Origin of the sequence: Streptomyces sp. NPDC053755 (assembly GCF_040677675.1) — a bacterium.
GTDB lineage: Bacteria > Actinomycetota > Actinomycetes > Streptomycetales > Streptomycetaceae > Streptomyces.
The window spans coordinates 219,775-233,488 of sequence record NZ_JBFASK010000001.1 but is presented as its reverse complement, the minus strand read 5'-3'; the positions used below and the strand labels follow the sequence as shown (position 1 = coordinate 233,488).

The 13,714-nt window shown below is 73.0% G+C and carries 12 protein-coding genes; all 12 read left to right on the top strand.

Translation table 11 applies throughout. From position 1 onward, the window contains the following. The first annotated feature begins 209 nt into the window (after positions 1 to 209). Positions 210 to 1,130 (top strand): SRPBCC family protein, encoded by a 921-nt coding sequence (locus AB0K65_RS01025; protein ID WP_365712954.1) that lies wholly within the window; start codon positions 210 to 212, stop codon positions 1,128 to 1,130. A gap of 19 nt (positions 1,131 to 1,149) precedes the next feature. After that, positions 1,150 to 1,941: an aldose 1-epimerase gene (locus AB0K65_RS01020; RefSeq protein WP_365712952.1), complete on the top strand. Its 792-nt coding sequence runs from the start codon at positions 1,150 to 1,152 to the stop codon at positions 1,939 to 1,941. Positions 1,942 to 2,064: 123 nt separating this feature from the next. Further along, entirely contained in the window at positions 2,065 to 2,604 is a 540-nt protein-coding gene (pyrE, locus tag AB0K65_RS01015; protein WP_365712950.1) for an orotate phosphoribosyltransferase, read from the top strand. 213 nt (positions 2,605 to 2,817) lie between these two features. Next, a complete protein-coding gene (fbaA, locus tag AB0K65_RS01010; RefSeq protein ID WP_365712948.1) occupies positions 2,818 to 3,840 on the top strand; it encodes a class II fructose-bisphosphate aldolase in 1,023 nt (340 codons plus the stop codon). A gap of 74 nt (positions 3,841 to 3,914) precedes the next feature. Then, the gene (locus AB0K65_RS01005; RefSeq protein WP_365712946.1) at positions 3,915 to 5,075 is read left to right on the top strand and encodes a MalY/PatB family protein; all 1,161 of its coding nucleotides are present in this window, start codon (positions 3,915 to 3,917) and stop codon (positions 5,073 to 5,075) included. A 118-nt stretch (positions 5,076 to 5,193) separates the two neighbouring features. Next, a complete protein-coding gene (locus tag AB0K65_RS01000; protein WP_365712944.1) occupies positions 5,194 to 7,167 on the top strand; it encodes an Ig-like domain-containing protein in 1,974 nt (657 codons plus the stop codon). Between the two features lie 72 nt (positions 7,168 to 7,239). After that, positions 7,240 to 8,721 carry an MFS transporter gene (locus AB0K65_RS00995; RefSeq protein WP_365712942.1) on the top strand — a complete coding sequence of 494 codons (1,482 nt, stop codon included), beginning with the start codon at positions 7,240 to 7,242 and terminating at the stop codon, positions 8,719 to 8,721. 161 nt (positions 8,722 to 8,882) lie between these two features. Beyond that, positions 8,883 to 9,296, top strand: a complete 414-nt coding sequence (locus AB0K65_RS00990) for a DUF3151 domain-containing protein (protein WP_365712940.1) — start codon at positions 8,883 to 8,885, stop codon at positions 9,294 to 9,296. A gap of 388 nt (positions 9,297 to 9,684) precedes the next feature. Further along, positions 9,685 to 10,482 carry a DUF3152 domain-containing protein gene (locus AB0K65_RS00985; RefSeq protein ID WP_365713620.1) on the top strand — a complete coding sequence of 266 codons (798 nt, stop codon included), beginning with the start codon at positions 9,685 to 9,687 and terminating at the stop codon, positions 10,480 to 10,482. A gap of 109 nt (positions 10,483 to 10,591) precedes the next feature. Then, complete coding sequence (locus AB0K65_RS00980; RefSeq protein ID WP_365712938.1) at positions 10,592 to 11,440, top strand: tryptophan 2,3-dioxygenase family protein; 849 nt, start codon at positions 10,592 to 10,594, stop codon at positions 11,438 to 11,440. Next, the gene (gene kynU / locus AB0K65_RS00975; RefSeq protein WP_365712936.1) at positions 11,433 to 12,719 is read left to right on the top strand and encodes a kynureninase; all 1,287 of its coding nucleotides are present in this window, start codon (positions 11,433 to 11,435) and stop codon (positions 12,717 to 12,719) included. The genes AB0K65_RS00980 and kynU overlap by 8 nt, the downstream gene beginning before the upstream one ends. A 103-nt stretch (positions 12,720 to 12,822) precedes the next feature. Further along, positions 12,823 to 13,692 (top strand): alpha/beta hydrolase, encoded by an 870-nt coding sequence (locus AB0K65_RS00970; protein ID WP_365712934.1) that lies wholly within the window; start codon positions 12,823 to 12,825, stop codon positions 13,690 to 13,692. Positions 13,693 to 13,714: the final 22 nt, after the last annotated feature.

Genomic DNA, 13,714 nt, shown 5'->3' with positions numbered 1-13,714 from the left:
GGGCCGGGAAGCCGGTCGGCGGAGATCCGGCGGCTGACCGCGGGCGGCGAGGCGGTAAGCGGGCATTCCGGAGGCTGCCGCCGCGCCGTCGGGTCCTCGGACGGGCCGTGCGGCTCCGGCGGGTTCGGAGGCTGCCGCCGCGCGCGACGGCGTGCCGTGGCCGTCGAAACAGGCGACGCAGCGACCGGGGCTGAGTAGGCTCGGTTTCCATGGAGCATGAGGTGTTCGTTCCGGTTCCGGCCGAGGTCCTGCGCGAGACGCTGACGGACCCGGCTCGGGTGGCGCGCTGCGTCCCCGGCCTCCAGCAGGACGCCGACGCGGAGGCGGGCCCGCTCTCGGGCCGCCTCAAAGTCCGGGCCGGCGGTCACACGATCACCTACCGGGGCGCCCTCCGGCTGACCGAACGCGACGGGGTCCTCTCCGTCGACGGCGAGGGCACGGAGGTGCGGGGCAAGGGCTCGGCGAAGCTGTCCCTGACGCTGAGGCTCACGCCGGTGAAGGACGGCACCTCGCTCGCCTTCAGCGGCACCCTGACCGCGGACGGCCGCCTCGCCGAGCTGTCCGAGGAGACGCGTGCCTCGGCCGGTGCCCGGCTCTGCGACCGGCTCGCGGAGAGCCTGACCGCCGCGGCGGTCGCCCACCTCCGGACCGACGCCGCCACCGACGAGACGGACGCGGACCTGGAAGCGGACGAGGACGCCGACGCCGCAGAGGCCGCGCCGGCCGGATCAGGCGCCCGTCCTGACCTGTCCGGGCCGGACGCGGAGGACGAGGCCGACAGCGACAGTGACGGTGTCGACGACGGCGTGGAGGAACCACACCGGCCGTCGGTCTACGACACTCCCGTCCCGCCGCCCTCCCTCGACCCCCTCCTGGGCGACGACTTCGAGGACGCGCCGGTGGAGTACCCCGCCGAACCCGCCGCCGCAGAGGCCGCGCACGCCCGCCGGACGATGATCGGGCGCAGTGCTGAGGAGGTCGACCACGCCCCGCCGCGCGGCCGGTACGCCCCCGTCCCCGCCCCCGACTCCAGCAGCGCAGGCGCCACCCTGCGCTGGCTCGCCCCCGCTGCCGCACTCGCCCTCGCCTCCGCGGTCGTCGTCGGCCGAGCCCTGCGCCGTCGCCACTGATCCCGTCTAAGGTCGGACCGTGACCAAGCAGACGCGACTGACGGCGGGCGACGCCGAGTTGACCATCGACCCCGACAACGGCTGCCGGATCGAGAGCCTGCGCATCGGCGGCACCGAGCTGTTGCGGCAGGGGGAGCGGTACGGGTGCTTCCCGATGGTTCCGTGGTGTGGCCGCACCGCGAACGGGCGCTTCCAGGACGGCGCGACCAGCCACCAGTTGCCCCTCAACGCGCCCCCGCACGCCATCCACGGCACCGGCCGTGACACGGCGTGGAGGACGGCCCGCGCCGGTGAGCGCGAGGCCGCCTTCGCCTACGACCTCGCGGCGCCGTGGCCGTACGAAGGGCGGGTCACCCAGCTCTTCGAGCTGACCGAGGACGGCCTCACGCTCACGCTCGGCGTGGAGACGGCCGGGGACAGCTTCCCGGCCCAGGCCGGCTGGCACCCATGGTTCCTGCGGAATCTGGGCGGCGACGGCCAGGACGTGCGGATCGACTTCACCGCTGCCTGGCAGGAGGAGCGGGGTGCGGACCACCTCCCCACCGGCCGGAGGACCGACCCCCTCCCCGGCCCCTGGGACGACTGCTTCGGCATGCCCGACGGCGTCGACGTCACCCTCACCTGGCCGGAGCAGCTGGAGCTGAAGGTGACCAGCCGGTCCCCCTGGGTCGTCGTCTACGACGAGCCGAAGGAGGCGGTCTGCGTGGAGCCGCAGTCAGGGCCGCCCAACGGCCTCAACACCCACCCGCGCTACGTGACCCCCATCGATCCCCTGGAGATCTCGGCGACCTTCGCCTGGCGGCGGCTCTGAGCGGCCCCGACGACATCGCGGCGGCGGGCCGGCGCCGGCTGGGCACCCGCCGCGAGGCCCGGAGGGTCCGAGCGGGGGATCTCGACCGGCCCGACCGACAGGTCACCCCCTAAGCTCGTGGTCATGACTGACGTACGTGCTGACCTGCTCCAGCAGATCAAGGACAAGGCCGTGGTGCACGGCAAGGTGACCCTCTCCTCGGGGCGGGAAGCCGACTACTACATCGATCTGCGCCGGATCACTCTGGACGGCGAGGCCGCGCCGATGGTCGGTCAGGTCATGCTCGACCTCACCGCGGAGCTCGACTTCGACTGCGTCGGCGGGCTGACGCTGGGCGCCGACCCGGTGGCCACCTCCATGCTGCACGCCTCCGCCGCGCGCGGTCAGCGTCTGGACGCTTTCGTCGTCCGCAAGGCGCAGAAGGCGCACGGCATGCAGCGCCGCATCGAGGGCACGGAGGTCAAGGGCAAGCGCTGCCTGGTCGTCGAGGACACCTCCACCACCGGCGGCTCGCCGCTGACCGCGGTGGAGGCCGTGCGCGAGGCGGGCGGTGAGGTCGTCGCCGTGGCCACGATCGTGGACCGGGGCGCGGCCGGCGCGATCGCCGAGGCGGGGCTGCCGTACCTCACCGGATACCAGCTGAGCGACCTCGGGCTCGTCTGACCGACGCGAAGTCGTGACGTAGCCCCGGGGGCGCCTCTGTACCGCCTCTGACCTGGGGTTTTTCGAAGGGGTGGAGTGTTTCACGTGAAACACTCCACCCCTTCGTCGTGGTCTCCGGACGAGAGTCTGGAAAGATGGGCCCCGACGATGACGTCGCCCCAGGTCAGGGTCAAGCACGCCACGCACACACCGCACATCACAAGGAGCGGACGAATGCCCATCGCAACCCCCGAGGTCTACAACGAGATGCTCGACCGGGCGAAGGCAGGCAAGTTCGCCTACCCGGCCATCAACGTGACCTCGTCCCAGACCTTGCACGCTGCGCTGCGCGGCTTCGCGGAGGCCGAGAGCGACGGCATCATCCAGATTTCGACCGGCGGCGCCGAGTTCCTGGGTGGCCAGTACAAGAAGGACATGGTCACGGGCGCCGTCGCCCTGGCCGAGTTCGCGCACATCGTCGCCGCGAAGTACGACATCACGGTCGCGCTGCACACCGACCACTGCCCGAAGGACAAGCTGGACGGCTATGTCCGCCCGCTGCTCGACATCTCCGCCGAGCGCGTCAAGGCCGGTCGCAACCCGCTGTTCCAGTCGCACATGTGGGACGGCTCCGCCGAGACCCTCGCCGACAACCTGGCCATCGGTCAGGAACTGCTGGCCAAGGCCGTCGCCGCCAAGATCATCCTTGAGGTCGAGATCACCCCGACCGGCGGCGAGGAGGACGGCGTCACCCACGAGATCAACGACGAGCTGTACACCACCGTCGAGGACGCCATCCGTACCGCCGAGGCCCTGGGCCTGGGCGAGAAGGGCCGCTACCTGCTGGCCGCCTCCTTCGGCAACGTCCACGGTGTCTACAAGCCGGGCAACGTCGTGCTCCGTCCCGAGCTGCTGAAGGACCTCCAGGCGGGCGTCGCCGAGAAGTTCGGCAAGGCGGCCCCGTTCGACTTCGTCTTCCACGGCGGCTCCGGCTCCACGGCCGAGGAGATCGCCACCGCGCTGGAGAACGGCGTCGTGAAGATGAACCTGGACACCGACACCCAGTACGCCTTCACGCGTCCGGTCGCCGACCACATGCTGAAGAACTACGACGGTGTGCTCAAGGTCGACGGCGAGGTGGGCACGAAGTCCACCTACGACCCGCGGACCTGGGGCAAGCTGGCCGAGGCGGGTATGGCCAAGCGCGTGACCGAGGCGTGCGCGGCGCTGCGCTCGACCGGTACGAAGCTGAAGTAACCGCTGTTGTGCGACCGGGCCCGGCACCACGAGAGTGGTGCCGGGCCCGTCGTCGTATCCGGAAGTGAGGCGTGGTGTTCGATTTCGACCGGGAGACGGACCGGCGCGGTACCTGGTCCGTCCAGTGGGACGGCATAGCGGACCGCTTCGGCGTCCCCGAGCTGCTGCCCTTCACCATCTCCGACATGGACTTCGCCTCCCCGCCCGCCGTCCTCGACGCGCTGCGCGCGCGCGTGGACCACGGGGTCTTCGGCTACACCGACTGGCGTCTCGGGGAGTTCCGGGAAGCCGTACGCGAGTGGTACGCGACGCGGTACGACACCGAGATCGACCCGGAGGCGCTGGTCTACGCCCCCTCCGTGCTCAACCAGCTCTCGCAGCTCCTGCGGATGTGGACCGAGCCCGGGGACGGCGTCGCCGTGCACACCCCCACCTACGACGGCTTCCGTAAGGCCGTCACCGGCCTCGGCCGGGAGCTGCGGGGCGTGGCGATCGGTGACGAGGAGGCGCTGGAGGCGGAGCTGGCCCGGCCCGGCACCCGAATGCTGCTGCTCTGCTCGCCGCACAACCCCACGGGCCGGGTGTGGCGGGAGGACGAACTGGCGGGGTTCGCCGCCCTCGCCGAGCGGCACGGCGTCGCGGTCGTCAGCGACGAGATCCACGCGGACATGGTGGCCGAGGGCCGGCGCCATCTGCCCTGGACGCGCTTCGCCGAGGCGGGGCGCGGCCGGCGGTGGGCCGTGGTGACGTCCGGGACGAAGTCGTTCAACTTCCCCGGGCTGACCGGTTCGTACGGCATCATCGGCGACCCCGGCGAGCGCGAGACCTTCATCCGGCGCATGGAGACCGGCGAGGGGCTCGCCTCTCCGGCCGTGCTCTCCCTGACCGCACACATCGCCGCGTACCGGCGGGGCGGGCCCTGGCTGGACGAACTGCGGGCGTATCTGGCCGGCACGATGCGGATGCTCGCCGGGCGGCTGTCCGAGGGCCTGCCGGGGGTGCAGTGGTCGCCGCCGGAGGCCGGCTATCTGGCATGGATCGATCTGCGACCGCTCGGCATCGACGAGAGCGCGCTCCAGCGCGAGCTGATCGAGACGGAGAAGGTCGCGATCATGCCGGGCGGGGTGTACGGAACCCCGGGCTTCGTCCGGCTCAACGTGGGCTGCCCCCGGGCGAAGGCGGAACGGGGCGTGGACGCCCTGGTGAGAGCGGCGAGCAGGCTGCGGTCCCGCTGACCGTAGGGGGAGAGCGCTCACCGGATACCGGGAGGCGGGCTGTCCGCGCGGTGATCTACTCTTCGCTCACCGGCCCCTGACGTAACGGGGCCGGGGACCATTGGGGGGTCACATCATCGTGCGCAAGCGCACTCTTTCCGCCGCGACGTCGCTCGCGGTTCTCTTCAGCTCCGCGGCGCTCGTCGCGGGTTCGGCGGGCTCCGCCGCTGCCGACGGCAGCAAGGTCCTGCCGGTGTCGTCCGTGGGCGACATGGTGGTCGACGGCGTCCACCAGAAGGTCTTCATCAGCGACCCGACCGGCGGCAAGCTGGTCGTCACCGACTACGCGGGCACGGTCCTGACGACCGTCGTGGACCTGCCCGGCGTGAAGAGCCTGGAACTCTCCGCCGACTCCTCCCGCGTCTACGCGGCCGTGGCCGGCAAGGACGCGATCGTCGAGGTCGACACCCAGACCGCTCAGGCCGTGTCGTACGCCGTGGGCGCCGACGTGCAGGGCGCTCTCGCCCAGGCCGGCGGCAAGCTCTGGTTCGCTTACGCCGGGGCCGAGGTCGGCTCGCTCGACCTGACCGGCGGCGAGCCGGTCGTCGCCCTCGACCAGGTCGAGGGTGGTCTGTGGTCCAGCGGTGCCACGCTGCTGCTCGGCTCGGACCCCGCGGCGCCGCACGTGCTGGCCGTCGGGGACAGGGACTCGTCGCCGACGACCCTGGCCGTCTACGACGTCTCGGCCGGCGTCCCCGCCGTGAAGGCGAGCAAGTCGGTCAACGGCAGCCTCCAGGAGCTGGACGTCACGCCGGACGGGCAGCAGGTCATCACGTCCAGCGGCGCGCCGTACCACCACCCGGCGTTCTCCACCGCGGACCTGTCCGAGCAGATCCAGTACACCAGCAACCCCTACCCGAACTCCGTGGCCATCGCGCCGAACGGAAGCATCGCGGGCGGCACGTTCTCCTGGTACGACCCGGACATCCACGTCTTCGAGCCGGGCACGGCGAAGCCGGTGCGGCAGTACGACTTCCCGAACACCGGCGGCAACAGCGGCGCCGACACCCTGCTGCCGGGCGCCCTGGCCTGGGCTCCCGACGCCGCCAAGCTGTTCGCGGTCTCGGAGAACAGCTACGGCGTGCGCACCCTGCGCGTGTACGACGACTCCACCAAGGCGCTGCCGGTCATCACGGTCAAGGCACCGGCGACCGCGGCCCGTGCCAAGCCGCTGACGGTGACCGGCACGGTCACCGCCACCCGGCCGCTGCCGGCCGGGACGACCGTCGCCGTGACCCGGTACGACGTCGAGGCGCCGCAGGGCAAGGCGCTCGGCACCACGACGCTCTCGGCCGGAGGGGCGTTCTCGCTCACCGACACCCCGACCGCGGCCGGGAACGTCACCTACAAGGTGACGTACGCCGGGGGCACCGCGCACGCCGCGGCCTCGGGAACGGCCCTCGTCAAGGTGTCGCACGTCAAGACGGCGCTGACGCTGGACCGGAACGGCCTGACGGTCAACTACGGCACCAACGTGACGTACACGGCCACCCTCGGCCCGACGTACAAGAACCGCACCGTGGAGATCTGGGCCGACCCGTGGGGCCCCGAGCCCAAGCGGCTGCTCAAGCGCGGCACGGTCAATTCGGTGGGCAAGCTGTCCGCGACGATGTGGATGAGCCGCGACACCACGGTGACGGCGGTCTTCACGGGCGACGCGCGCAACGCGTACGCCTCGGCCAAGTCCGGTGTCTACACCCGGGCCGGCGTCACGACGGCGCTCTCGCGCCACTACAAGTGGACCAAGCTGGGCAACGTCTGGCACCAGACCTACCGCCAGTCGGCCGACGCGCTGATCACGACGTGGCACAACGCCTATCCGGACCGCCACACCCGCCTCGACCTGCAGTACTACTACGCCGGTGCCTGGCGTGACGGGGGGTCGGAGTACTTCCGGCTCGCGTCCGACGGCAAGTCGTACGTGACGCTCGACGGCGACGGGGCGGCCGGCATGAGCTTCCGCGTCCGCTCGGCGTACATCGACGGCGCCGCAGGCGACAACGTGAACGCCACGGTCTACGGCCCGTGGAAGTACTTCAACTTCACGCGCTGAGCCGTCCGGCCGTTCCAGGCCCCGTCCGCCGTCCGGCGGGCGGGGCCTTCGCGTTCGGGGCAGCATGCAGGCATGGAGGACATCAGGCTCGCCTCGCGAACCGGGCGATGGATCATGCTCACCACCGTCCTCGGCTCCGGGATGGCGTTGCTCGACTCCACGGTCGTCAACGTCGCCCTGCCCCACATCGGCGAGGACTTCGGCGCGGACATGGCCGACCTCCAGTGGACCGTCAACGCCTACATGCTGACGCTCGCCGCCCTGATCCTGCTCGGTGGCGCCCTCGGCGACCGGTACGGGCGGCGGAAGGTGTTCGTCGTCGGCGTGGTGTGGTTCGCGGCCGCGTCGCTGCTGTGCGGGCTCGCCCCGAACGCCGGGATCCTGATCGCCGCCCGCGCCCTCCAGGGCATCGGCGGCGCGCTGCTCACCCCCGGTTCCCTCGCCCTGATCCAGGCCAGCTTCCACAAGGACGACCGGGCACGGGCGGTCGGGCTGTGGTCGGGGTTCGGCGGCGTGGGAGCGGCCGTCGGCCCGTTCGTGGGCGGCTGGCTGGTCGACGGGCCCGGCTGGCGGTGGGTCTTCCTGCTGAACGTGCCCCTGGCCCTGCTGTGCGTGCCGGTGGCCCTGCGGCACGTCCCCGAATCGCGGGACGAGAGCGCCCACGGCCGCTTCGACGTCGCCGGTGCCGTGCTCGGTGCGGCGGCGCTCGCCTTCGTCACCTATGCGCTGATCGCCGAAGCGTGGTGGGCGGGAGCGCTGGGACTCGCGGTCGGAGCCGGGTTCGTGGCCCTCGAGCGGCGGCGGGAGGAGCCGATGGTGCCTCCCTCGATCTTCGCGTCCCGGCAGTTCACGGTCGTCAATCTGGTCACGCTGTGCGTGTACGCGGCGTTCGGCGGCTTCTTCTTCCTGGCCGCGCTCCAGCTCCAGGTGGTGTCCGGCTACACCGCGCTCGGCGCGGGCACGGCGCTGCTGCCGACGACCGTCCTCATGCTGCTGCTGTCGGCGAAGTCGGGTGAGCTGGGGGAGAGGATCGGACCGCGGATCCCGCTGACCGTGGGGCCGCTGCTCTGCGCCTGCGGGATGCTGCTGATGCTGCGGGTGGGGGAGGACGCCTCCTACGTGAGCGACGTGCTGCCGGCGCTGCTCGTGCTGGGCCTCGGGATGACCGCCCTGGTCGCGCCCCTGACCGCGACCGTCCTGTCGTCCGTGGACGTCTCCCGGGCGGGTCTGGCGAGCGGGATCAACAACGCGGCCGCGAGGGCGGCGGGGCTGCTCGCGGTGGCGGCGCTGCCGACGCTGGCGGGCATGGGCCCGGAGGCGTACCGCTCGGCGGAGGAGTTCGGGGAGACCTTCCGGCGGGCCATGCCGATGTGCGCGGGGCTGCTGGTGGCCGGCGCGGTGCTGGCGTGGGCGACGGTCCGGAACCCGAAGGCGGCCGCGGAATGCCATCCGGGGTGCCGGGTGCACTGCGGGGTGACCGCGCCGCCGCTGGAGCCGGGGGAGCGGGGCCGGTCCGGCGAGCAGGACGGGCGGGGGCGCTCCGGCGATCGGTGAGCCGGGCGGGCAGGGCCGGTCCGGCGATCGTCCGGGCGGCGACCGTTGAGCCGGACGGGGGGGCGCCGGGGGACGCGGCGATCGCCGGGCGGGGCGTGCCGGGGCCGGGCGGCGGCGAATCCGGCGACCACCGGGCGGCGGCGCTGAGGCAGACTGGGGCCATGGCACTCCACGAGAACCTGCTGGGCGGACCGCCCCCCACCCACCTGCCCGACGATCCCGAGCCGCGCGAACTGCTCGCGAGCGGCACGGCGCCGGCGGACGTCGCCGCGAAGTACCCGACCTCCTCGCTCGCCTGGGCCCAGCTCGCCGACGAGGCCTACGACGGCGGCCGGGTCATCGAGTCGTACGCCTACGCCCGTACCGGATACCACCGGGGCCTCGACGCGCTGCGCCGCAGCGGCTGGAAGGGCCACGGCCCTGTCCCGTGGGAGCACGAGCCGAACCGCGGCTTCCTGCGGGCCCTGCACGCGCTGGCGCGGGCGGCGGGCGACATCGGCGAGAAGGACGAGTACGAGCGCTGCTCGACCTTCCTGCGCGACTCCTCCCAGACGGCGGCCGACACCCTCGGCTGAGCCCGCGCTTCCGTACGAGACGGCACCCGCCCCGGGCGAGCGACACCGCGCGCCCGGGGTGACACGTCTCCGCCGGACCCGAGCCCCACCCGCGGGCCGCGCCCCGCCGCTCCGGGGCCCGCCGCGTCGGCGCCGCCTCCCGGACCCCCCGCCCGTCAAAACCGGTCATAGTCCGGCGGTCGTTCGAAGCGCGTTCGAAAGGGCGGTTACGATCCTTCGGACCGTTGGACCGAGCCGCCGGCGCAGAGGCCCCACCCTCTCCCCCATCCCGGCACACGCAGGGGAGAATTCTGTCTTGGGCAAGCGCGCGGCCGCACCCGCTGGACGGCGACGAGCGCCGGACCGCCGCCGAGGACGAGGCCGGGCCGGACGGCGCCCCGTGGCGCGGCTGTTCCTCCTCGTGCTCGGCCTGGTCGCCCTGTCCCTCGGCGGCGGCGCCGCCCTCGCCCACCTCCAGGACGACCGGAGCGCCGGCGCCGCGGCCGCCCCGCCGCCGGACCCGGTGGCCACGACCACCGCGCCCCGCCCCACGCCGCCGGCGCCCACGCCCCCGCCCAAGCCGACGACCTCCCCGAAGCCCCAGCCGAAGCCGACGCCGAAGCCCGGTCATCCGACGGTCCCCACCAGCGGAGCCGGGACCTTCACCACCGCCCGGGCCTCCGGCGCCCCCGTCGGCACAGGAGGCTCGCTGCGCCGCTACCGCGTCCAGGTCGAGGACGGCATCGCCCTCTCCGCACGTGAGGCCGCCGCCGAGATCGAGCGGATCCTCGCCCACCCCCAGGGCTGGGCGGCCCACGGCCGTGGCCGGTTTCAGCTGGTCACCGGGAACGCCGACTTCGTCATCCGGATCGCCACCCCGGACACCGCCGACAGGCTCTGCCTCGCCAACGGCCTCAACACCCGCGGCGAGCTGAACTGCGAGACCACGAGCGGTGTCGTGGTGAACCTCCGGCGCTGGATGCTGGGCTCCCCGACCTTCGCCGGCCCGCCCTCCGCGTACCGCCACCTGATCATCAACCACGAGGTCGGCCACGAGATCGGCATCCGCACGCACATGGGCTGTCCCGGCGAGGGGAAGCTCGCGCCCGTGATGATGCAGCAGATCAAGGGCCTCCACGGATGCAAGTCGAACGCGTTTCCGTATGACGAAGACGGTAGCTACATCAGCGGTCCGATCGTGTCATGATGCGGAGGGGACGCGTGCGACGCAGCTCGCGCACCCGAGGGGACCGGGGCTCCACTGCCACACGGAAGGAGCGGACCGCTACCCGGTAATACGTATCGAGGAGACAGAAATGTCCACCTTCCCCGATGCCTCTGGAGCCGGTTCGGTCGATGACCCGAACCTCGACTTCGCGGGCACGACGCCGTACGAGGACTACGTCCAGGCGGACGTCCTCACCCACCTCCAGCACCTGCGCTCCGACGATCCGGGCGAGATGGTCTTCCTGGTCACCACCCAGGTCATGGAGCTGTGGTTCACCGTCATCGTCCACGAGTGGGAGACCGCCGGCCGCGCGCTGCGCGAGGACCGCGTCCCCGTGGCGATGGACGCGCTGAAGCGCTCCGTGCGCGAGCTGGAGGCCCTGAACCACTCCTGGCGGCCGCTCGCCCAGCTCACCCCGGCCCAGTTCAACGCCTACCGCGGGGCCCTCGGCGAGGGTTCCGGCTTCCAGTCGGCGATGTACCGCCGGATGGAGTTCCTGCTCGGCGAGAAGTCCGCGTCGATGCTGGTGCCGCACCGCGGCGCGCCCCGGGTCCACGCGGAGCTGGAGAAGGCGATCCAGGAGCCGAGCCTCTACGACGAGGTGCTCGGGCTGCTGGCCCGGCGCGGTCTGCCCGTGCCGGCCGCCGTCCTCGGCCGCGACCTGTCGAAGAGGTACGAGGCGTCGCCCGAGATCGAGCGGGTCTGGGCCGGGATCTACGCCGACCCCGACCAGAACGGCGAACTGGTACGCCTCGGCGAGGCGTTGAGCGATGTCGCCGAGCTGGTCTGGCGCTGGCGCAACGACCACCTGGTGGCGACCCGGCGTGCCATGGGTTCCAAGACGGGCACGGGCGGTTCCGCGGGCGTGGCCTGGCTGGAGAAGCGGGCCCAGAAGAACGTGTTCCCCGAGCTGTGGACGGCCCGCAGCCATGTCTGAGTCCTTGCGCGAGAAGGCGCTGCGGCGCGACGCCGAGGACGATCTCGGCAAGCTGCGCGAGAAGTTCGCCCTCGACGAGGTCGTCTATCTCGACGGGAACTCGCTCGGGGCCCTGCCCGCCCACGTCCCCGGCCGGATGGCGGACGTCCTCACCCGCGAGTGGGGCGAGCTGCGCATCCGGTCCTGGGACGAGAGCGGCTGGTGGACCGCGCCCGAGCGGATCGGCGACCGGCTCGCCCCGCTCGTCGGCGCCGCCCCGGGCCAGGTCGTCGTCGGCGACTCGACCAGCGTGAACGTCTTCAAGGCCGTGGTGGGCGCCGTCCGGCTGGCCGGCGACGACCGGGACGAGATCCTCGTCGACGCGACGACGTTCCCCACCGACGGGTACATCGCCGAGTCGGCGGCCCGGATGACCGGCCGCCGGCTGGTGCCCGTCGACCCGGCCGGCATCCCGGCCGCGGTGGGCCCCCGCACGAGCTGCGCACTCGTCAACCACGTCGACTACCGCACCGGCCGCCTCCAGGACCTGCCCGGCATCACGGCGGCGCTGCACGCGGCGGGCGCGCTCGCCGTCTGGGACCTGTGCCACAGCGCGGGCGCGCTGCCCGTCGGCCTGGACGTCCACGGCGTCGACCTGGCGGTCGGCTGCACGTACAAGTACCTGAACGGCGGGCCCGGTTCGCCGGCCTACCTGTACGTCGCCGAACGCCACCAGGCCGCCTTCGACTCGCCGCTCCCCGGCTGGAACTCGCACGCCGACCCGTTCGGCATGACGTCCGGCTTCCGCCCGGCCGAGGGCGCGCGGCGCGGCCGCGTCGGCACCCCGGACATCCTCTCCATGCTGGCGCTCGAAGCGGCGCTGGACGTGTGGGAGGACGTCTCCCTCGACGCCGTGCGGGCCAAGTCGCTCGCCCTGACGGACTTCTTCCTGGAGTGCGTACGGGAGTACGCGCCGGCGGACCGGGTCGAGTCCCTCACCCCCGCGGAGCACGGTGAGCGCGGCAGCCAGGTGGCGCTGCGCTGCGCGGAGGCGCCCGCCGTCATGGCCGAGACGATCCGGCGCGGGGTGGTCGGCGACCTGCGCCGCCCGGACGTGCTGCGGTTCGGATTCACCCCGCTCTACGTCGGCTTCGCGGACGTGGAACGGGCCGCCCGGGTCCTCGCCGAGGTCCTGGCGGACGTGCCGCCGCACGGCTCGCCGGAGGCGCGCGCCGACGCTCCCGCCGACGGGCGCGGGAAGGCGGGTGCGGGGGTCCTCTCGGAGGCGGTCTCCGACTGAGGGCCGAAGGTCCGATGATCGCTCGATCTGCGGGGGCCCCGGTCCTGGTACGGTCCCCGCAGGTCAGGCCAATTCGGCCCCGTCCCCGAGAGGTTGGAACAGCATGCCGGACCCCGCCGCGCGCGACGCAGCCGAAGAGGCATCGGCCTTCTCGCACCCGGCCGTCGCCCCCGACGCGTCCGCCGCCTACGGCGAACACCCCGACCAGATCGTCGACTTCTACGCGCCGCGGGACGGCCGGCAGCGGGCTCCGCTCGTCGTCGCGCTGCACGGCGGCGCGTGGCGGGCCCCGTACGACCGGTGGCATCTGACTCCTTTCGTGGACTTCCTGGCCCGTCGCGGCTTCGCCGTCGCCAACGTCGAGTACCGGCGCGGCAGCGACATCCCCCGGCAGGGCGGTACGGCCCCGGTCGCCGGACGCTGGCCGGAGACCTTCGACGACGTCGCCGCCGCGCTCGACGCCGTCCCGGGGCTGGCCGCCGAGCACCTGCCGCAGGCCGACCCGCGGCGGATCGTGCTCACCGGCCACTCCGCGGGCGGCCACCTCGCCCTGTGGGCCGCCTCCCGGCACGTCGTCCCGGCGGACTCGCCCTGGCGGCTGCCGGCCCCGCCCTCGCTGCGCGGGGTCGTCGCCCTGGCCCCCATCGCCCACTTCGACCGGGCGGTCGAGCTGGCCGTCTGCGGTGGCGCGGTGACTCAACTCCTGGGCGGTGAAGGGGAGTTCGACGTACGTGCGCGATGCGCGGATCCGGCGCTGCTGCTGCCGACCGGGATCGCGACCACGATCGTCCAGGGCCGCGACGACGTCGTCGTCCCGCAGGCCGTGGCGGAGGCGTACGTGGACGCGGCGGCCAAGGCGGGGGAGACGGTCGGGTTCACGCTCCTGCAGGACGTCGGCCACTTCCCGCTGATCGACCCGGCGGCGGACGCGTGCGCGGTGGTGGCGGAGGAGATCGCCCAGCTCGCGTTCTGACCCTCGGCGCGTCATCCCCGGT

Coding starts and splice junctions, on each gene's coding strand:
- AB0K65_RS00995 (WP_365712942.1), top strand. CDS start 7,240: ATGGAGGACATCAGGCTCGCCTCGCGAACCGGGCGATGGATCATGCTC.
- AB0K65_RS00970 (WP_365712934.1), top strand. CDS start 12,823: ATGCCGGACCCCGCCGCGCGCGACGCAGCCGAAGAGGCATCGGCCTTC.
- kynU (WP_365712936.1), top strand. CDS start 11,433: ATGTCTGAGTCCTTGCGCGAGAAGGCGCTGCGGCGCGACGCCGAGGAC.
- AB0K65_RS00980 (WP_365712938.1), top strand. CDS start 10,592: ATGTCCACCTTCCCCGATGCCTCTGGAGCCGGTTCGGTCGATGACCCG.
- AB0K65_RS00990 (WP_365712940.1), top strand. CDS start 8,883: ATGGCACTCCACGAGAACCTGCTGGGCGGACCGCCCCCCACCCACCTG.
- pyrE (WP_365712950.1), top strand. CDS start 2,065: ATGACTGACGTACGTGCTGACCTGCTCCAGCAGATCAAGGACAAGGCC.
- AB0K65_RS01025 (WP_365712954.1), top strand. CDS start 210: ATGGAGCATGAGGTGTTCGTTCCGGTTCCGGCCGAGGTCCTGCGCGAG.
- fbaA (WP_365712948.1), top strand. CDS start 2,818: ATGCCCATCGCAACCCCCGAGGTCTACAACGAGATGCTCGACCGGGCG.